The organism is Bythopirellula goksoeyrii (genome assembly GCF_008065115.1).
Classification (GTDB): Bacteria; Planctomycetota; Planctomycetia; order Pirellulales; family Lacipirellulaceae; genus Bythopirellula; species Bythopirellula goksoeyrii.
In genome coordinates this window covers 195,621-213,634 of record NZ_CP042913.1, presented here as the reverse complement: position 1 = coordinate 213,634, position 18,014 = coordinate 195,621, and the positions used below count along the sequence as shown (strand labels likewise).

Annotated in this window: 17 protein-coding genes; 8 read left to right on the top strand and 9 right to left on the bottom strand. The window is 50.5% G+C overall.

Features of this window, described 5'->3' with window-relative positions:
* Window positions 1-36: 36 nt before the first annotated feature.
* Both Pr1d_RS00850 and Pr1d_RS00845 read right to left on the bottom strand, forming a co-directional pair.
* A complete protein-coding gene (locus Pr1d_RS00850) occupies window positions 37-954 on the bottom strand; it encodes a PEP-CTERM sorting domain-containing protein (protein WP_148071733.1) in 918 nt (305 codons plus the stop codon).
* 62 nt (window positions 955-1,016) lie between these two features.
* Window positions 1,017-2,369 (bottom strand): PEP-CTERM sorting domain-containing protein, encoded by a 1,353-nt coding sequence (locus tag Pr1d_RS00845; RefSeq protein WP_148071732.1) that lies wholly within the window; start codon window positions 2,367-2,369, stop codon window positions 1,017-1,019.
* Between the two features lie 282 nt (window positions 2,370-2,651).
* Between Pr1d_RS00845 and Pr1d_RS00840 the strand changes: the two genes are divergently transcribed.
* The 3 genes from Pr1d_RS00840 to Pr1d_RS00830 all read left to right on the top strand — a co-directional run bounded on the left by Pr1d_RS00840 (window position 2,652) and on the right by Pr1d_RS00830 (window position 5,437).
* A complete protein-coding gene (locus Pr1d_RS00840) occupies window positions 2,652-3,896 on the top strand; it encodes a right-handed parallel beta-helix repeat-containing protein (protein ID WP_148071731.1) in 1,245 nt (414 codons plus the stop codon).
* A gap of 72 nt (window positions 3,897-3,968) precedes the next feature.
* A complete protein-coding gene (locus Pr1d_RS00835) occupies window positions 3,969-4,997 on the top strand; it encodes a DUF1559 domain-containing protein (protein ID WP_148071730.1) in 1,029 nt (342 codons plus the stop codon).
* 26 nt (window positions 4,998-5,023) lie between these two features.
* Entirely contained in the window at window positions 5,024-5,437 is a 414-nt protein-coding gene (locus Pr1d_RS00830) for a hypothetical protein (RefSeq protein WP_148071729.1), read from the top strand.
* 145 nt (window positions 5,438-5,582) lie between these two features.
* On the opposite strand, the gene Pr1d_RS00825 is transcribed toward Pr1d_RS00830, so the two are convergent.
* Window positions 5,583-5,693 carry a winged helix-turn-helix domain-containing protein gene (locus Pr1d_RS00825; RefSeq protein WP_390622053.1) on the bottom strand — a complete coding sequence of 37 codons (111 nt, stop codon included), beginning with the start codon at window positions 5,691-5,693 and terminating at the stop codon, window positions 5,583-5,585.
* On the opposite strand from Pr1d_RS00825, the gene Pr1d_RS26190 reads away from it, so the two are divergent.
* Window positions 5,688-5,867 (top strand): integrase core domain-containing protein, encoded by a 180-nt coding sequence (locus Pr1d_RS26190; RefSeq protein WP_148071727.1) that lies wholly within the window; start codon window positions 5,688-5,690, stop codon window positions 5,865-5,867. The genes Pr1d_RS00825 and Pr1d_RS26190 overlap by 6 nt on opposite strands.
* Before the next feature lie 309 nt (window positions 5,868-6,176).
* Here the strand turns inward: Pr1d_RS26190 and Pr1d_RS00815 are convergent, their stop codons facing one another.
* From Pr1d_RS00815 to Pr1d_RS00795, 5 genes are all read right to left on the bottom strand, one after another.
* The gene (locus tag Pr1d_RS00815) at window positions 6,177-7,352 is read right to left on the bottom strand and encodes a glycoside hydrolase family 10 protein (RefSeq protein ID WP_148071726.1); all 1,176 of its coding nucleotides are present in this window, start codon (window positions 7,350-7,352) and stop codon (window positions 6,177-6,179) included.
* Between the two features lie 19 nt (window positions 7,353-7,371).
* Entirely contained in the window at window positions 7,372-7,842 is a 471-nt protein-coding gene (locus Pr1d_RS00810; protein ID WP_148071725.1) for a hypothetical protein, read from the bottom strand.
* The gene (locus Pr1d_RS00805; RefSeq protein WP_148076216.1) at window positions 7,826-8,842 is read right to left on the bottom strand and encodes a DUF1559 domain-containing protein; all 1,017 of its coding nucleotides are present in this window, start codon (window positions 8,840-8,842) and stop codon (window positions 7,826-7,828) included. Before Pr1d_RS00805 ends, Pr1d_RS00810 begins: the two co-directional genes overlap by 17 nt.
* Before the next feature lie 141 nt (window positions 8,843-8,983).
* Complete coding sequence (locus tag Pr1d_RS00800) at window positions 8,984-10,450, bottom strand: DUF4623 domain-containing protein (RefSeq protein ID WP_168204988.1); 1,467 nt, start codon at window positions 10,448-10,450, stop codon at window positions 8,984-8,986.
* Between the two features lie 174 nt (window positions 10,451-10,624).
* Window positions 10,625-11,674, bottom strand: a complete 1,050-nt coding sequence (locus tag Pr1d_RS00795; protein ID WP_210417848.1) for a PEP-CTERM sorting domain-containing protein — start codon at window positions 11,672-11,674, stop codon at window positions 10,625-10,627.
* A gap of 422 nt (window positions 11,675-12,096) precedes the next feature.
* On the opposite strand from Pr1d_RS00795, the gene Pr1d_RS00790 reads away from it, so the two are divergent.
* Entirely contained in the window at window positions 12,097-13,347 is a 1,251-nt protein-coding gene (locus Pr1d_RS00790) for a DUF5009 domain-containing protein (RefSeq protein WP_168204987.1), read from the top strand.
* Window positions 13,348-13,354: 7 nt separating this feature from the next.
* On the opposite strand, the gene Pr1d_RS00785 is transcribed toward Pr1d_RS00790, so the two are convergent.
* The gene (locus Pr1d_RS00785; RefSeq protein WP_148071721.1) at window positions 13,355-14,527 is read right to left on the bottom strand and encodes an AraC family transcriptional regulator; all 1,173 of its coding nucleotides are present in this window, start codon (window positions 14,525-14,527) and stop codon (window positions 13,355-13,357) included.
* A 364-nt stretch (window positions 14,528-14,891) separates the two neighbouring features.
* On the opposite strand from Pr1d_RS00785, the gene Pr1d_RS00780 reads away from it, so the two are divergent.
* The 3 genes from Pr1d_RS00780 to Pr1d_RS00770 are packed head-to-tail and all read left to right on the top strand — an operon-like array spanning window position 14,892 to window position 17,972.
* Window positions 14,892-15,983: an anhydro-N-acetylmuramic acid kinase gene (locus tag Pr1d_RS00780; protein WP_148071720.1), complete on the top strand. Its 1,092-nt coding sequence runs from the start codon at window positions 14,892-14,894 to the stop codon at window positions 15,981-15,983.
* 19 nt (window positions 15,984-16,002) lie between these two features.
* The gene (locus tag Pr1d_RS00775; protein WP_148071719.1) at window positions 16,003-16,920 is read left to right on the top strand and encodes a Gfo/Idh/MocA family oxidoreductase; all 918 of its coding nucleotides are present in this window, start codon (window positions 16,003-16,005) and stop codon (window positions 16,918-16,920) included.
* Window positions 16,917-17,972, top strand: a complete 1,056-nt coding sequence (locus Pr1d_RS00770; protein WP_148071718.1) for a Gfo/Idh/MocA family protein — start codon at window positions 16,917-16,919, stop codon at window positions 17,970-17,972. Before Pr1d_RS00775 ends, Pr1d_RS00770 begins: the two co-directional genes overlap by 4 nt.
* Window positions 17,973-18,014 lie beyond the last annotated feature (42 nt).

Genomic DNA, 18,014 nt, shown 5'->3' with positions numbered 1-18,014 from the left:
CGGCAAGCCGGCCTTGATGGTTGAAAATTCAGGAATTCAATAGCTCCGACGGAAAAACCCTGCCATTGTTAGCAGAGTCAACAATACTACGCTGGTTGGCTCAGGTATCTGCACATTCGCTCCACCAGGCGTGGCGAAGAGGTACATCGAACTAGGATTCACAGTGATCTCAGTACCATCTTCGAAGGCAGCATCGCTGTCGCCAGGTCCAGAACCATCATTAGCGAAGAATGGTCCATTGAACCCGGCGGGCTCACCGTCCCCGCTGCTCGAGTCGAAGAACATCCAGAGACCATCACTCGGTCGCCTTTGATAAACATCTGCGCCGAACCCAAGTAGTATATCATTGCCGCCAAACTGGCTGGCATATTGATAACCGGCATCACCAGTCTCGGCTTGGGAAACCCCATCGTGAAATCCTGTCCAAGCAACATCGAGAACTCCATCATCATCGCCATCAAGATCGTCCCCTATGGCACCGGTGAACCCTTCTACGAGAAGATAACTATGGACATTGTTTTCAAAGATGGGATCTTCATTAATGTCTTCTTCATCGTAGCCAAAAATCTGGCTGAAGCCTCCAACATCAACCGTGGTAGCCCCATCAGGTCCCTGGACGCCAGATGTCAACGGATCGATATCAATGACGGTGGCAGAATCTCTGCGGAGGAACAAGCCATTGGAACCTGTGGAAAAAGCACTGAGATCGAAGGCATTGAGAACTTGGCCCGGGTTGTCGAGTTGGGTGGGTTCAATCGGCAAGTCACCTTCGATTTCTAGAAACCACACATTGTTGAGGGAGGTTGTTCCCGTCGAGCTAAAGAGTTCAAAAAACTGACGGTCGTCTTTCGGGTCCTCGGGACTGACATATATCTCGTTGATTTGCAATGCGGCAAACGCCGATTGGCAGCAAATTAGAATTGCTGCGATTGTTAACATGATTTTCGACTTCATTAGTACTTCTCCATTTTACATGTTGTTGAGACAAACAAATTTACATCGAACAAAGGCAATATTCAGGCTGGCTTACGATTCAAAGCACTGCTAATTAGAACCAAACCGATGGCAATGAGCATTGTCGTAGTCGGTTCGGGGACGGCGGTCACGGCGGACAGTGGCCGGACAAATCCATACTTGTTTTGCCAGGTGGCCAGATCGATTTGGTTGATGATCATGTCCCCGTTGAAATCACCGAGTGCCCAGCCGCTGTTGGTACCGTGGCCTCGCTGCCAAGCGAAAAAGTCGTGTCCATCGACGTCGCCATCGAGGTCGGCATCGCCGTAATCGGTAAAAAACAAATCCTCCGAACGGACTCCAGTATCTCCCTGCACGAGGGCGTCGACATCGATTTGGCTAGCCGCTCCGAAATTGAGTGCAACGTCGAACCTTGGTCCGACAACGCCTAGATTTGAATAAAGAAAATCTATATCGGCAGCATCGACATCACCATCCTGGTCCGTATCTCCTCTGTACAGTCCCCCAACGCCTGATATGTTTTCAGCACCTGGAGTTGCAAAAAGGAATTCGGAGCTTGCAGTTACATGAATGGTACGTCCATCTTGAAAAGCAGCATCATTATTACCATAGAAACCCTGTCCATCATTGGCAAAGAAGGGACCAACATAGCCACTATCGTCTTCTCCACTACCGCTGTCGAAGAATGACCACATGTTCTCAACAGGGTCCCAACTAAAAACATCGGCACCGAACGGCAAGACGGCATTAACACCTCCTACTGACTCGGCATATTGAAAGCCTGGATCGGCCGGTTCTTTTACGCTCAACGCGTCTATTACACTCGTCCACGGTGTTGAATCGAAAATCCCGTCGTTGCCGGGGTCGAGGTCCATTCCTAGTGTCCCCGAAAAGTTGCTCACCAACAGGAAGTTAGAAACATCGTTCTCATAGATCTTTGTCCCACCGTTCTCGTCCCCCTCGTAGCCGAGGTCGACTCTGCCGGGGAAGAGATCGAGTCCCAAAACGGTCGTGGCACCAGGACCCTGGACGCCTGGAGCTTTGGAATTGTCGAGAACGATCGATGCCGAGTCTCTCCACATGAACAGACCATTGGAACCCGTGGATAAACTGCTTAGGTCAATCACAGATAGGATCGTGCCTGGATTGTCCATCAGACTTGGAACGAGATCGCCGTCAATCTCCAGAATCGAGAGATTCGCCAGCGATTCGATCCCGCCTGTCGTGCTCTGCAATTCGATAAACTGCCGTCCATCTTCGGGGACTTCAGGAGAATAATAGATCTCGTTGAAGCGAATCGCTGCGGAAGTAGAAGAGATAGCACAACAAATTACCGCTATCAATAGAAATGTTGGTTCGCGACCTATAGGGGACTTTAGTAGTGATTCGTTCACAAGTCACACTTTCGAAAGCAGTTGTGGATATTTTGATTTCGTGATGTTTTCCAAGTCTAAGAGAACATGTGAGGAATTGATGAACAATGGAAGTGCTTCAGATTAAAGAAATGTTAAGGAATGACGACGTGCTAATTCACATTCCACAGCTACTCCTCAGGAGAAGAAAATAAGACTCACGAAATCTTCATCAGTTCTTCAAACAGATGTCTAGACTGGGGGCGGACGTGAAAAGTACCCGAATCAATTTGTTCCAAACGACAAAAACTCAGATATAAAAACATGTCTATTCTCACGATGCATTGGACTAACCTGCCGAAATGTGCTTGTCAGATATTCTGCTATGTGATCGGGTTCATCGGATGCGGTTCGGTTTCCTGGTGTGAAAATCTAGCAGAAGTGGCGATCAAGTGTCTGGAAGTGCCTGAAGAGTATCCGTCGATACAGGCTGCGATTGATGCCGCAGAGGATGGAGAAACAATTCTGATCGCTCCTGGCGTTTATCACGAGTCGCTCAGGATCTCTGGAAAATCGGTAATCCTCGCCTCTTGGTATCTCACCACGAAAGAGACGAAATACATCAAGCAGACAGTTCTGGACGGCTCAATCGTGCCTGACCCCGATCCGGAAGACGATATCGATGCGGTCGTCGATGCTGTGATTCTAATTGAGCCCGATGCAGGTCCACAGACGACTATTCTGGGATTTACGATTCGAGACGGCGACGATGGTATCTCATGTCATGCAAAATCGCGAATCTTGTTCAATCATTTTGTAAACAATAAAGACGCGATTGATTACGAAGGGGGTGGTGGCGAATGTCGTTTCAACACGTTTGTTGCCAATGACGACGATGCCATCGACTTGGACTTGGCTTGTGAAGTGCTAGTCTCAAACAACATCCTACGTGACAACGACGACGACGGCATTGAAATTCGGCTTCATGATTACGAGGGGCCAACGCTCGAAATTATCATTCGGGATAACACGATCACAGGCAACGGCGAGGATGGAATTCAGGTGATCGACTATCCAGGGCATTCGGATCGTAGGATTACGATTGAGCGCAATCTAATCGCCGAGAATGCGATGGCGGGGATAGGCTTCATGTCCGATGGCATCACCCTGGAAGACTATCGTGGCACGACGATACCTGAACCCATTGCACTGATCAATAACACAATCTGCCGAAATTCCTACGGGCTTTCCGGCGGAGGCAATGTTCAAGTTATCAATAATCTGTTTGTCGAAAACCTGCACACACCCCTGAAAAACGTGAATGGCACAGCCAAACTGAGTCACAACCTCTTATGGGAAAACGGAGCAGAACCAATAGATAGCGATCTGAAATCAGGCTTGCTAATTCGCGAGGATCCGCAGCTTGACGAAACATATAAGCCATTCGTCGGTAGTTTGTGCATTGATCGTGGAACGACTCAGATTGAGCTGAGATCGCAGAAAAACGTTGTCCATCCACAGGCATTTCGTGGCAGTGCGCCCGACTTAGGAGCATTTGAGATCCGCTAGTTCGGAGCAGCTTACGACAAAAAGTGATCTTGAGCTTACCATTCCGATCCTCTGTTTCAGGAAGATAAAAAAATGAAGAAATGGAATTACTGCCGATATTCAGTCCGCCGAGCATTTACCTTGGTTGAACTCTTAGTAGTGATTGCCATCATCGGGGCGTTGGTCGCGCTCTTGCTACCTGCAGTGCAAGCGGCACGTGAGGCAGCCCGGCGGATGCAGTGTCAGAATAATCTCAAGCAGATGGGACTCGCACTGCAGAATTATCACAGTGCCTATCGTCACTTTCCGCTTTCAGTCTACGGGGCAGACAAGAGTGGCATTAATTCAACCACTGGTTTTCCAGAAAGTGAAGAACAAGGATACGGCTGGTCGGTAGCTTTATTGCCTCATCTGGAACTCAATCCGCTTTATGAACAAATCAACCCCGATTGGAAGCCGAGCCCGTTTCTAGTAGCCTTCTACCAAACAGGCAAAATCATTCCTGCTGGTGAAAGCGAAATTTCGGTCTTTCGATGCCCTTCTTCGGCGATGCCATCTCATGTGCCCAATGTGTTTAGTGCTTTGGAAGCACCACAATATCAAAATACAAGAGACTTTCCAGTTCCCGAGCATATGGTCGGATACGCCACGAGCGACTATCGCGCATGCGCCGGAGCCCAAGATAGTGCTGGAGGAATCCCGGGAAATGGTATGTTTGCTACCTCTAGCGAACTCAAGAAGGTCAGCGGCAAGAGTTTCGTTCGCATGAAAGATGTGACGGATGGCCTAAGCAATACAATTGCCCTGGGCGAATCGGCTTATGTGATTGGTCAGGAGCCAAGCAAATGGCCTGTATGGATCGGAGGGGTCGAGGAGGACGAATCGGCTCACTTCGAGACGAAGAACCAAAACATCATAAACTGCGGAATCAGCCCCAAGTCGGTTGAAAACTTTGGGCTCGCAACAGATGATGCGTGTGCATTCAGTTGGCATGATGGTGGAGCCTATTTCTGCTTTGGAGATGCCTCAGTCCATTTTGTGAATGAAACAATTGATTTTCAGACCTATCGCTATCTGGGAAATATCGACGACGGCAACCTGATTTCCGATGTGCAATTTTGAGAGTAAGTATTAAATCATTGAACATAATGACAACAAAACTTTCTGGAATTCTCCAGTTTCTCAGCTTCCTCGTTTGTGTATTTCTGGTTGGATGTGGCACCGCTCATCCACCTGTGGCAAAAGTAAACGGTAAGGTGACCTACAACGGCCAACAGGCAATAGGAGGGCGGATACTGTTTCTTCCTGTGGGGGGTGGCAAGCAGGGGATAGGCACAATTCGTTCCGACGGCACATTCGAGCTTGGAACATTTGCTAAGAACGACGGCGCTTTAGTAGGAAATCATCAGGCAATGATTGTGCGTGCCGTTTTCGATAAAGCTAGAGATGAAAGTCTTGCTTTCCGACGATCTGAAGGGCAATGGATTGTTGTGGAGCCGGAGACGGTGAACGAATTCGTGATTGAGCTCTCATCCGGAGATTGGGTTGCATTGGCGAACTAGCTTTCCCTCCGTCATGGGGTGAAGACCCACAGAGTAAAGTGGGTGGAAAAAATAGCAGAATGAAGCTGGCCACTCCAGTGATTTTCAATACGTGTGGTTTGCTCCTCGGAAGTCTGTGTAATTTTCGACTCCCCAAGCACTTATCTCATGTCAGCACGAGATCAGTCGGATCGCGTAGGCGATACCCAATGCCGCGAACCGTTTGGATCAAATCGGCGTGGGCAGCAAGCTTTTTCCGCAAAGAGCGGATATGCATATTGATCGTGCTCTCAAATACGATGGCGACATCGCCCAGGCAATCCAGCGGTGGAGGACGCGGGTTGCCATCGAGACGCTATACATTGAGCCAGGGAGTCCCTGGGAGAACGGCTACGCGGAGAGCTTTCATAGCTGCCTGGGGGTTGAGTTCCTGGCTCGGGAGGAATTCTGAAAGTTTATCCGCAGTAAGGAAGCTGACTACGGCCTGGGAGGAAGACTACAACTGGTTACCGACCGCATCTCGCTGGGGCAGGCCCCATCCTTGTGAGTGAAGACTTTTCTAAAGAAGCCTGATCGAGCATCACTTTGGAACATCTTGATTCAGATTAGAAAGCGTATAGTACACATGTTTCGGTGAGTTAGTGCAATTAATTGAACTGCTATGTCCGCTGATGTTTTTGGCACAGTCAATCTCTAAGCTTAATTCGAAGCGCCATAAATAGGGTTTGGGAGTAAAACTTTGAACTATGGTAGACTGGGCTCACTTGTACAACGATTCGAAAAAAGTCCGGTGTTCGATTAAGGCGGCGTCATAGAAGAAAACTTCCCCATCTATGCCTGCAGCACGATTGGCGTCGACCATGCCTTGCACTCGCTCGGCATCGTTGAAATCACTATCCGCTGTGAGTACCAGGATTCCTGGGCTCAATAGGTGATGATTCTCTGGGGCGACAAACTGGTCAACGATCTTCTTCAATTCAGCTTCGTAGACTGCTACCTCCGTGCGATAAATCTGTGGGGATATTTCGTCTACCCACCCGTTTTCAATCCACATAGGCCAATCCTGCAAATACTGTTGCTTGCACCAAGGATAAATGCTCGGTGCTGCAGAAACTACGGCCTCGGGACGGATTGCTTTTAGCTCGTGGTACATCCTGCCCATAAAGTCGTTAAGCAAATCGGCTCGCCAATCGATCCAGTCGGGGTCAAGGTGGTTTTTGGGTGGTTCACGACCTTCGTGCTGTTCTTTGTAAAGGGCAACTGTCCAGGGATCATAGCCTCCTATGCTAGGGCAGGCTGGTAGCCGATCGTCTCCTTGGACACCATCGATATCGTACTTGGTGAGTATCTCTTTGAGCAGTGAAAGCACAAAATCTTGCACCTCTGGCCGCATGCCATTCATCCATTGAAAGCCATTCTTGCTGACAAGATTACCTTTCACGTCCAGTGCAGCCCACTCGGGATGCTTCCGGATCAACCAGCCACCATCGGGTTGTTGGTATGAACAAGAAAAACCAAACTCGAACCAGCCAATGACTCGAATATTCTTGGTATGGGCCGCATCGATAATTTCCTTCAGCATGTCGAAGTCTTTGTAGCGAGGATCGACCACAATACCCGATTCCTTCAACATGATCTCGCTAGGATAGGTCGTCATCCCGCGGTTCCAAGTAACGACATAGATCGTGTTTATTCCGCATTTGGCTGCGAGATCGACAAACTCTTGAATTCCCTCGACAGTGGTCAGGGTCGGGGTTCCGACATTCGCGACCCACACACCGCGAACTGGATAGATCGTGCGCGAAGGTTCGTTAGACGATTGCTGAGAGTAGCCGTTCTGGATGAGCAATACCGATAGAAGTCCTAGAACGATGAGATGCTGTACTGCGAAGGACTTCGCCATCCGAGCACAAAAAAACTGATACAAAGCGATCATGAAGCAAAATACTGCTTAATCAGCGAGGCAACTTGAGCGGTGGACCTGTGAGTCGGAGTTCGATAGGTTGATTTCCTACGGATAGGATTTCTACAGAAAGCCCACTTTGATCAGAATACGTGTACTTCTCCGGAATCAAGCTTGGACCGAGTGTTTGTTCTCCGACTGACTTCTTGTTTTCAATTTGAGGACTTTGTGAGGCATAGCAGGTGACTTTCACCTTGTGTTGGCCGACGATTGCTCCATCGAATTCAGAAAAGGTACTTAGTTCAAACGTGCCATCTTCATTGAGCCTTGCTCCCGCGGGCTGGCCCATTTGTGGTTGGAACATCACGCTTCCAAAGGGAAGTGGTTCGTCGTTGTAGTAGACCGTGCCTTCGACTGGAACCACCTGAGGACCATGATCGCAACCAGTTAAGGTCGCTGCCAAAGAAATTAGCAACCCTAACCAGGCTTGTTGAGACGCCCCTGCCCTAGAAAGCCGCAGCATTAACAGGTTCCTCACCATTTGCAGTGGCCAAATCCTTATAAATTTCAATGTCGATCTCATCGGCAATCGAGTGAACGCTCCCATCCACATTGACAATCTGAGTAATGCCAGGGTGAAAACTTCCCAATGGAAGATAATTGAAGTTTATCGCATTTCCTGTCACGCAGTCACCCGAGTTTCTTACGACACAAGCATTTGGCGAAGTCTCCAGGACCTTAAATCCGTAGGGCCCGTCAGAGAAACCTGAAACATACCAAGGACGCACATTTCCCGGCGGTGTTTCTACCAATTGCCCCAAGCAGCAGGCTCGGTGGACGAACTCCCCAATCATGAAAGTATTGCTTTGTCCGTCCAGAATCTCTGAAAGCCTTCTCTCCCGGCCGATTCTTGCAATTCTGGGACGTGCCCCACCCCCGTATCTAATTTCCTCCAAGAGAAACGCTCCGTTGTCCGGTATCGCACCGAACGAGGAAGCGATGAGTGTTTCACCACGATTTCGAACCGCCCCGCCAACTCCTGTATAAGTATTCAGGGCACCCAATTCGTACTCGTAGCCGGGATCTGCAGAGAGTGTAACTTTGTCATCTGGCCAAGAGGGACAAATAAAACTGTCTATAACAGTGTCCCGCACGGGATCGTCATGGTATTGCTGTCCAGTTTCGTAATAGTTGAAAACCATCTGATCGTAGATGTTGCCCTGTTCCATATATGGTAAAATATCGGTAAACAGACCATGCTTAACAAAATTTATGTTCTCTTCCACGTGCTCAAGGGTTCTGCCATATCCCATTGGAAGTGCATTCTTGGTCGAAGCATAGTTTTGCGCGCCGAGTCCCAATTGATGCAGGTTGTTGCTGCATTGAACTCTTCGGGCAGCTTCTCGTGCTGCTTGCACTGCGGGGAGCAAAAGAGCCACCAGTACCCCGATAATCGCAATCACTACCAGAAGTTCTACCAAGGTGAACCCTACGTGGGTTTTGGTACGGGGTAATCTTTGCATAGTTCACATGCTCCTATGGAGAGTAACCTCAGATTGGTGGCTAGACTGAACTGAAGAATAACTCACATCGCCACGAATCGCCTTGAATCGGATATGGCGCTGCCGAGCTACCCCTACCGGCAGCGCCAAAAATGCACTGCCTCATCGACTGTTGCGTCGGCTCGTCCAGAAGCAGACCAAGCCGCTCAATGCCAACCAAGCCGTTGCCGGTTCAGGCACAGCTACTACTGCCGCTGACAGAGGGGGTACTGTGCCGTATTGGTTCTGCCAGACACTGAGATCCAGACCGTCTACATTCTGGTCGCCATTGGCATCGCCATCCATGAGCGTAGCACCACCTATCAGCCCAAAATTTCGCTGCCAGGTAAGAAAATCTTGGCCATCGACATTTCCATCGCCGTCGAAATCTGCATCGTCGGAACTGACAGGATCGATAGTTAATTCAAACGCTTGGATGCCATTGTTGGTACTGAGGCCGTAGATGATCGCCGTCCGGCCTTCAATCGGGCCAAACTTTACCTGTCCAGTTCCATTGATGTTTGCATTTTGAATCATGCCGGTAGGCAAAGCACTTGCTTCGGCGATCTTCCTCTCGGCCAATGGGAGCGAAAGATCCGACATGTCGTAGACAAACAACCGTGCACGTGCGATCGGATCGGTCGAGTTGCTCGCTTCCATGATCGCCAAGATTGGCCGACCATCAATGATAGCAAAATCCATTGGACGTAGCGTGAAACCATCCGTTGCGAAACTGTCAGTTAGAGTGCCTGTACTCCCAGAAACGTCGACAATCCGCGGTTGGGTCGTTGTCGTACTGAAAGACCCCATTCCAATGACTGTATCCTCATCTTGAAAGGTTATGCCTAATCCGAAATCGCCTCCATCAGGCGGTGTGCTTGCTACACTGACATTCGTAGCCGTAAAATTCAAGCCATCGATTGTGTCGAAGATCGCAAAACTGTTGTTCCCAGACACGCTGGGATTGCGGGCATATCCTGCAACCAAACGAGTGTTCGCTCCGCTTCCTATCACGTCGAATGTGTCTCCCAGACGTGCACCAGCAAGCGGAGCACCGCTGTAGGCTAACGTCGGAGAAGCAGCGGCTTCATTATCCCAGCGATAAATCTTGAATGGGTTGCTGGTGACGTTCGTGGTTAAGTTGGCCATGTAGATCGCGCCATCTTCCGCGACGCCAATCATGTTCCGCGTAAAGGTACCACCCGTGACGTTGGTCGTGTCAAAGTCGACGAAACCCTTATCGACTCCCGTCGAGCCATCGAGAATGCGCAGTCCTTTTACCGTATCGGGATTTCCAAAGCGGCTCAGGAGCAGCAAATTGCCAGTGGTTGCATTGTAGGCGATGCCCCGTTCGAGGTCGGGAAATCCGATGCCGTCGTTTACATCCCACAGGAAGTCGTAAAAACCATCGGAATTAGTGTCGGCGCTGGCGACGTCGCCGGGAAGAAGTTCGGCTGGAGCCCGCCAACCAGGGTCTGCTCCGCCGAAGGTGGTGAGTGGATTAAGTGTTGCTGCTGTAGCCGATGAAGCACAAAGTGCAACCAGAGCCCAAAGACTCAGGCCCCATATTTTGAGTTGCTTGTATCGCATCTTCCTCATCTCCCGTAAGTCTCAGGGGCAAAAAAACTTTATCAAAAATCTGCCGCCGACGGACACTCTTTGTATGAGCGTTGAACGTCGGCGACAAATGACAACTCGGTTCGCTGCTCCACTCGCGATGAAGCAGCGAACCATTAATCGTTCTTTTTCCTACTTTCTGGTAGCCTAAATTCTTCGGCGACCAGCCATTAGGCCAATCATACAAAGTCCCAACAATCCCAGCGAAGCTGGCTCGGGCACTACCTGGAACGCTTGAATACCGTTGTTGGCGTTCATGGCGTACAGCCGCAGCCCACCAGAGGCGGGCCGGCCGAACTTGAGGTCTCCGACGCCATTTCCATTACTGACGAAGGCGGTGGTGAGGTTCGCGTCATCCATTAACCCAGTCGTGGATAGCAATGACAGATCTGAGCCGTCGTAGAGGCGGACGAGACTGGAGTTGATGTCAACGGTGGCGAGGAGCTGATCGACGGGGTCAAACGCTATTGGGGCTTCGCCAGCGGATGTACGAGCGAAGGCAGTAGCGGGTCCACCAGAGGTAGCTACCTGAGTCAGGCCGGAAGCGCCGGTTTGCGATCCCAACACGTTCCCGGCTCCGTCGAAGTCAATGCCCAGGCGGAAAGCACCATTGGCAGCTCCTGCGGCGACGGGATTGCTCGCAGTGTAGGAAAGTCCGTCAGCAGTAGAGAGCAACACATAGTCCTCGCCGGCGGTGCTGCCTCCAGCAGCTACGATCTGCGTGTTCGCGCCCGAACCGATGACGGCCATTGAGTCGCCGGTGCGGACACGGTTGGCCGGGCCGTCAAAAGCAACAGTCGGAACGGCCGCCTCATTGGCCCAGCGGTAGACCTTGAAATTGCTGGTAGTGGAGGTCGAGAGATTGGAAGCGTAGATAGCGCCATCGTCGGCGACATCGATCTGGCTCAGGGCGAATGTACCACCGGTGATGCCGGTGACATCGAGCGAGCCGACTGGCAGGCCGGTGTCACCGTCGAGAACATCGACGAAGAGGCCGCCGTCACGGTCGACAACGTATACACGGTTGGTGACTTCATTGTAAGTGATGCCACGTACAGTTGCGTTGGTCTGAGGATTGAAGCCAGATTCACCTGGCGCCAGCCATCCATCGCCACCGCCAAAGCTGTTGAGCGGCGTCAGAATCAGAGCCTGTGCTCTTTCACTCGCACTGAACAACATCAGCGCACATAGGACCATCAAATAACTTTTTCTCAAAACCATTAGACTACCTCCCCATGATGTGGGACTAAGGGTGATGCCCAGTCGCCGTGGACGAAGCAAACTGGACGGCGATTCATAATCTTCCCAATTCTTGGTGAACCCTGAGATGAGTAAAACAAACGTCCACTTCCTTTATGCTAAAAGCGATTTGACAATTCCGCAAACACTTCGGGCGCAAAATAATCCACTGAAAGCGCAAGCAAAAAACTGCATGAGAACGCACTTTTGCACTATGTTTCATGCGGCCAAATCGAATTCTCCGTTCTTTCAAATCTCCACTTTTTTTAGCGCGTTCACCCTTGTACCGGGTAGAGGGTTTTCGGAGTCACTCTATGCTACGTGGGTCGCTCCTGAACCGTTCAGACCCTTGTAGATTCTCTCAGATACATAAGCCGAAAATGGAAAAACGCAGCCTCCAAGAACCCGACGATTTTGGCAAAACGCATGAAAGAATGCTGTCGCTTGATGCCTTTCGTGGCTTCGTGATCGGGTCCATGTTGCTAGTCAATATGACATGGAATGAGTCCGTTTTTCCCCAGCAGTTCTTTCATGTCCCCTGGAATGATCCGCAACAGGGTGCCACTTTTGCCGACCTGGTCTTTCCCTGGTTTTTGTTTATTGCCGGTGCATCAATCCCATTTTCGATAGCAAGTCGGCGGCGACGGGGGATCTCTCACACGGGAATTGTCGTTTCGGCCGCCAAAAGAGCGGTAACGCTCTACCTTCTGGGCGTCTTGCTGACCGTCGCTGGCTCAGCCTACACGCAACCCCTAAGCTGGAACAATTTACTCCAGTGGAACATCCTCCAACTTATCGGGGCAGCTTATTTCATTGCGGTTTGTATTTGGTGCTTGCCCAGTTGCTGGAGAATTGGCTTCGTAGTGCTAATCCTGGCCATCCGCTGGATTACGATGATGGTCCCCTCTTGGGAGGCGGCGAGCGCACTTGCCGAAACCCGTGCACCGACTGACGCCCCGATGGGACCGCATACCTGGGCGCATTTCGATGCGCTTCGGCAAATATATTCGTTCGAACACCTCAAACCCTCTTACTGGAAGACATTTTTCAGTTGGTTCGGAGCTAGCCAAGAATATCTCCCTGGGGCAGCGATCGCCGTTTTGGGTGGTCTCACGTCATCATTTCTGGCGACAAATCGTACTTTTAGAGGTGCCTCCCGAGTTGTACTTACTGGATCAACGATCGTACTGGTCAGTTTCCTGTTGCAATACGACTATGTACCTACTGGGGGAGGAATCTTAGGTGATTTTACGATCCCCTTCAGCAAGTGGTTCTTTAGTCCAGCCTATTGCTTGCTAGCCGCTGGTACAGCGATGCTTCTGTTCGTCGGATTCTTTGTTGTGATCGACCTCTATCATTGGACGACGGCATGGTGGTTGCGTGTTTGGGGTATGAACGCTTTGGCTCTTTATGTCGCTGCGGAGGTTACTTTCAAAATGGTACTGACCAAATGGCTCGTCAGACTCCCCGACGGCGAATCCGATTCTTTGGCGGCGGGTTTTCTCGCTTGGACCGAACACGCCACTGGATCTGCAGCCGTTGCGGGCTGGAGTTTTGTGCTCAGTTGGCTGGCAATCTGGTGGCTGGCTTGCTGGTGGTTTTATCGAAGAGGGATATTCATCCGCGTGTGAGACCCCGTTACTTGCCCCGCAACTTCTTACGAAACGCAAGTGGCATCTGTCCAAATTGTTTGCGAAAGGCCACTCCAAATTGGGTTGTTCCCGCGTATCCACATGCGTTTGCTATGGCTTCGACCGAAAGATCTGATTGCGATAGCAACTCTTTCCCACGCTCGAGTCGAAGCCGGCGAATCTCTTCTGCAGGCAAACGACCAAAATACTTTTTGAACTGCATCTCCAAGAATCGCCGCGAAACAGGTACTTCTCTCAACACATCGGCTACCACGATCCCCTGGAAGACGTGAGTCTGGATATATCGCATCGCCTTGATGATCATCACGTCGTCTATTGCCAATACATCGGTTGATTGCATGCCTATCACGCATGTGGGCGAAATCAATCGTGGCTTGGGAGGAGGAGCCTCGCCCTGCATCATGACGTGCAACATGGCGGCAGCTTCGTAGCCAATTCTTTGACTCGCTACCGAGATACTCGACAAGGGTGGAGTACTTAGCTCGCATATGAGGTCATCTGTATCGGCTGCCAAGATGGCTACCTCGTCTGGAACGGGAATTCCTTCAAGGTTACAAACCTCTGTAAGTTCCAGGCCACGACGCGCATCGACGGCAAATATTGCCACCGGCCGCGGAAGGTGACGAAGCCATCGATGTACCCTCGTATGCTGTTCATCGCGATCAATGCGGCGAGTTACTCGATAGCCAGGCTTATAAACATGGCAGGTGAGATTCTGGGCATGCAATTCCGCAACGAATGCCTTCTCACACTCTTTGGAGTACTCATTACTCGGCGGAGCGTAGTAGGCAAAGTGTTTTAGCCCACGTCCTTGAAAATGGCTGACCGCCATCTTAGCCCTCTCGGCCTCGTTCGTGCGGACATGGCCTATTCCCGGTGCATCGGGAAATACATCATCAACGTCTACCGTCGGAAGCCCCATCTCAGAGATCACTTCGAGTTGTGGCGGAGTACTAATCCGCGCTATGATGCCGTTGCCTCGCCAACGATCAGGTACTGACCAGCGGCGGCTGTAGTCTCGGGGGTCCGTGAGAAGATTCCAAGGGCCGAACTTGCTGCAATAGTCCGCGATTCCGCGTACAACAGCTCTCCCCCAGCTGTGATCCGTCTCAACTAGGACGGCAACGTCAGGGATCCGTTTTCTTGTTCTCTTAGACATTTGTGTCGTTCGTAGTCGAGGGAATTCGTAACGGGCGGTCCGAATGCAATCGCATTAAGAAAAGACTCCGCAAAACATAGATAAAAAGATCGAAATCCTGTGGGTGCTTTCCCTGTTTCTTCAGGTTCCGCAGTTTCAATTTACATGAAAAATTACTTTTAGCCTTGCGTGGAATGACCAAGCCTCGAGGCCTCTTGGTTAAAGGGCTCCTCGTAAAATTCAGCGTTCATTCCACTATACATTCTGAATATCAAGCAATGCGCAAAATACTGAAATTTCTGCGCTGCTTGTGAGCCTATGGCCTCAGCCAATTGATAGACTGAAGCCTGAGACTCCTATCCAATCTCCCCTCCTAGGGTGAAGAGTGCCTCGTTCCACGCTTATTCGTTCTGTTGGTTTGACGAGCTCGACTTCGGGCGATGGGGTAGAAGCTGCGCTCATAGATACCGATGGTAGAGACGAGATAATTCCCCTCGGAGGATTGTTTCTGCCCTACGACAGCGAATTTCGCTGGCAAATCCTTGAGGCGACCCAGAGCGATCTTCCCCTGACAGATTTTTTGCGACTCGAAAGCAGGCTCACTCAGCACCATATAAGTGCCTTCGAGTTGCTTAAGGACAAATATTCTGACGAAATGGTAAAGGCAGAGGTTCTTGGCTTCCAAGGGCACACCCTCCGCCACATTCCTAGCAAAGGATTGACCCTACAAATTGGTAATGCCTGGCAACTCACCGAATCAACAAAGCTCCCTGTCGTGAGCGACTTCCAGCGTCATGACATGGCGATTGGCGGCCAAGGAGGACCTCTGGTTGCCATGTTCCATTGGGCCCTCATGGCCCAGGAGCCCCGACCAGCCTTGATGCTCAATCTCGATTCCGTGGCAAGTGTAACCTGGCTGAGCAAGAAAAACGATATAATCGCTGGCGATACAGGCCCGGGAGTGGGACTACTAAATGAGTGGGTCCAAGAAATGGCCGAGTTGCCCCATGATCTGGAAGGTCGGGTGGCTATCGAAGGCAAAGCTGTTGCTCGCGTGGTTCGGCAAGCGTTGAAATCAAAGTTTTTCTCTCGTAACTTGCCCAAGTCTGCCGATCGCTATGAGTTTGATCATATCGATCTTGCTGGACTGAGTGTCCCCGATGGTGCGGCCACGCTTTGTGCCATAACAGTTGAAGCCTTCGCGTGCGCGGTCAAGCAGCTTCCCGACTTACCCGATCTGCTGTGGGTTACCGGTCCAGGGAGCCAACACCCTGTTATCAACAAGCTGCTCTCGAAGCACTTCTCGGCAGTTAAGAATGTAAGCGAGCGTGGCCTGGATCCGCACACGATGGCCGCAGAATGTTTCGCTTGGCTCGCAGTGCGACACACAAAAGGCTTGCCCATCACGACCCCAGAAACAACCGGTTGTCGCAGCGCAGATTGCGCTGGCTGGATGACTTTGCCCACAAAAGAATAGCTTTCAGAAATTATTTGGCATGACATACAAACGCATCGGTTTCGTCGACTATGACCTGGATAATTTCCATGCGCGGGTTTATCTAGAAGCCTTACGAGGCCCTCTGGCAAGCCGCGGATATACTGTAGAAGGAGCCACGGCATTATTGGCTGAACCTAGTGGAAAATGGGCGTCGGCCCACGATCTACGCTATTTTGATTCTGTGGAGCAACTAGCTAACGAGGTCGATTACTTTGCCATCTTGGCCCCTTCCAATCCCGAACTTCATTGGGAACTCTGCCAACAAGTTTTTCCTCACCAGAAGCCGACATTTGTAGACAAGACATTTGCCCCTGATGAGAAAACTGCCCAACAAATCTTTCGGCTTGCGGACCAATATGGTGTACCGGTGCAAACAACTTCAGCCCTGCGAAACACGAATATCCAACTTCGTGTTCAAGGGCTTGCCTCACCGGTACAGAGCATGTTCGTTACCGCTGGAGGAAGTTCGTTTGCCGAATACGGCATTCATCCCATGGAGCTAGCAGTCAGCACCATGGGACCTGATATTGTGGCACTGATGCGAATAGGCAACCTGAATCATCCCCAGTATGTTTTGAAATTCAGTGATAATCGCACGGTAATCATCGACTTCAACGAAGCTGCCGACATTCCCTTCAGCGTGTTTCTAATAACCGATGAAGGCACTGAACATGTAGTCGTGGACACAGATACTTTGTTTGTCGACGCAGCATCCGCAATTTTGGATTTCTTTGATGCAGGGTCCGCACTGATCGATCGCCGAGAAACCATGGTGATTCGCCGGATTCTGGACTTGGCCATGTCCGATCAAGTTATGTCAAGATTTGCACTCATTGCCAGCGACACAGCGAAAAGAGATTTATTGCCGGCTCCACACTGGAAGCAGTCTGAACTAGTAAAGGTAAGAGAACGATGAAGATAGGCATTATTGGAGCAGGGACAATCGGACAAAAACATGCCGCCGCCGCCAGGCAAGCCGGAGCTGATATCGCATGGGTAGTCGATAAGAATGAAGCCGCTGGTCAGTCATTGGCCCAAGAATACCAGGCTAGCTATTGTTCAAGTCCAGATCGCATTTGGGAAGATGATTCCCTCACTGCAGTCGTTATCGGCGTGCCTAATTTCCTGCACAAGTCATTTGCGATCGAGGCTCTAGAAGCCGGAAAAGATGTTCTACTTGAAAAGCCGATGTCCCTCTCGCTCGATGATTGTCAGCTAATTGCCCAAGTAGCTGAAGCATCTCAGCGCGTATTGCAAATTGGATTCGTACATCGCTACACCGGCGTGGGCAAATTGGCGAAGCAACTATCGGTTTCAGGCAAACTAGGTGAGATCTATTCTGCCAAGGCCAACCTGTTCTTGCGCCGAAATGTACCAGGTTTAGGTAAGTGGTTCACTACCAAAGAACTCTCAGGCGGAGGTGCTATGATTGACGTCGGAGTCCATCTTATCGACTTAGCATGTCACATCATGGATTTTCCAGAGGTCGAGTCTGTAATGGGTCAAACATTCGAAACTTTTGGGCGCCGGATGGAATCCTACCATTATGAGGACATGTGGGCTGGCCCCCCCAGCCTGTCAGGCATTTGCGACGTGGAAGATGCCGCTCAAGCACTGGTCCGATTCACGAACGGTTCCACTCTCGAACTACATGTGGCATGGGCAGGTAATTATCCCCGTAAGTTCTTTCCTGATTCCGTAATGGGATTTTTTGGTGATCAAGCGGGCATTGGATTTGAATTGTTTGGCAACGAAGTTCAGTTCACCTCAGAACTCGATGGCAAGGTTGTAGACGAGTCTCTCACCGTAGAAGATGGCGACTTTTTCCTCGAACAGTTTCAAGACTTTCAACGAAGCGTTGAAACTCGTGTTGTACAAGGGGCAGACTACAAAGAAGCCTGCGCGGTGCAGGCGATTGTCGACGCAATCTATTCCTCCAGAACACGTCAAACAGCCCTCTCCTTGTAACTTTTTGCTTCCTCACAATCTAAACTCCAGTATCCCGCCAAG

What these genes read in the sequence shown, in the direction of transcription:
- Pr1d_RS00850 (WP_148071733.1), bottom strand. Translation starts at nt 954, where the DNA reads ATGAAGTCGAAAATCATGTTAACAATCGCAGCAATTCTAATTTGCTGC.
- Pr1d_RS00840 (WP_148071731.1), top strand. Translation starts at nt 2,652, where the DNA reads ATGTCTATTCTCACGATGCATTGGACTAACCTGCCGAAATGTGCTTGT.
- Pr1d_RS00835 (WP_148071730.1), top strand. Translation starts at nt 3,969, where the DNA reads ATGAAGAAATGGAATTACTGCCGATATTCAGTCCGCCGAGCATTTACC.
- Pr1d_RS00830 (WP_148071729.1), top strand. Translation starts at nt 5,024, where the DNA reads ATGACAACAAAACTTTCTGGAATTCTCCAGTTTCTCAGCTTCCTCGTT.
- Pr1d_RS26190 (WP_148071727.1), top strand. Translation starts at nt 5,688, where the DNA reads ATGCATATTGATCGTGCTCTCAAATACGATGGCGACATCGCCCAGGCA.
- Pr1d_RS00825 (WP_390622053.1), bottom strand. Translation starts at nt 5,693, where the DNA reads ATGCATATCCGCTCTTTGCGGAAAAAGCTTGCTGCCCACGCCGATTTG.
- Pr1d_RS00815 (WP_148071726.1), bottom strand. Translation starts at nt 7,352, where the DNA reads ATGATCGCTTTGTATCAGTTTTTTTGTGCTCGGATGGCGAAGTCCTTC.
- Pr1d_RS00810 (WP_148071725.1), bottom strand. Translation starts at nt 7,842, where the DNA reads ATGCTGCGGCTTTCTAGGGCAGGGGCGTCTCAACAAGCCTGGTTAGGG.
- Pr1d_RS00805 (WP_148076216.1), bottom strand. Translation starts at nt 8,842, where the DNA reads ATGCAAAGATTACCCCGTACCAAAACCCACGTAGGGTTCACCTTGGTA.
- Pr1d_RS00800 (WP_168204988.1), bottom strand. Translation starts at nt 10,450, where the DNA reads ATGCGATACAAGCAACTCAAAATATGGGGCCTGAGTCTTTGGGCTCTG.
- Pr1d_RS00795 (WP_210417848.1), bottom strand. Translation starts at nt 11,674, where the DNA reads ATGGTCCTATGTGCGCTGATGTTGTTCAGTGCGAGTGAAAGAGCACAG.
- Pr1d_RS00790 (WP_168204987.1), top strand. Translation starts at nt 12,097, where the DNA reads ATGGAAAAACGCAGCCTCCAAGAACCCGACGATTTTGGCAAAACGCAT.
- Pr1d_RS00785 (WP_148071721.1), bottom strand. Translation starts at nt 14,527, where the DNA reads ATGTCTAAGAGAACAAGAAAACGGATCCCTGACGTTGCCGTCCTAGTT.
- Pr1d_RS00775 (WP_148071719.1), top strand. Translation starts at nt 16,003, where the DNA reads ATGACATACAAACGCATCGGTTTCGTCGACTATGACCTGGATAATTTC.
- Pr1d_RS00770 (WP_148071718.1), top strand. Translation starts at nt 16,917, where the DNA reads ATGAAGATAGGCATTATTGGAGCAGGGACAATCGGACAAAAACATGCC.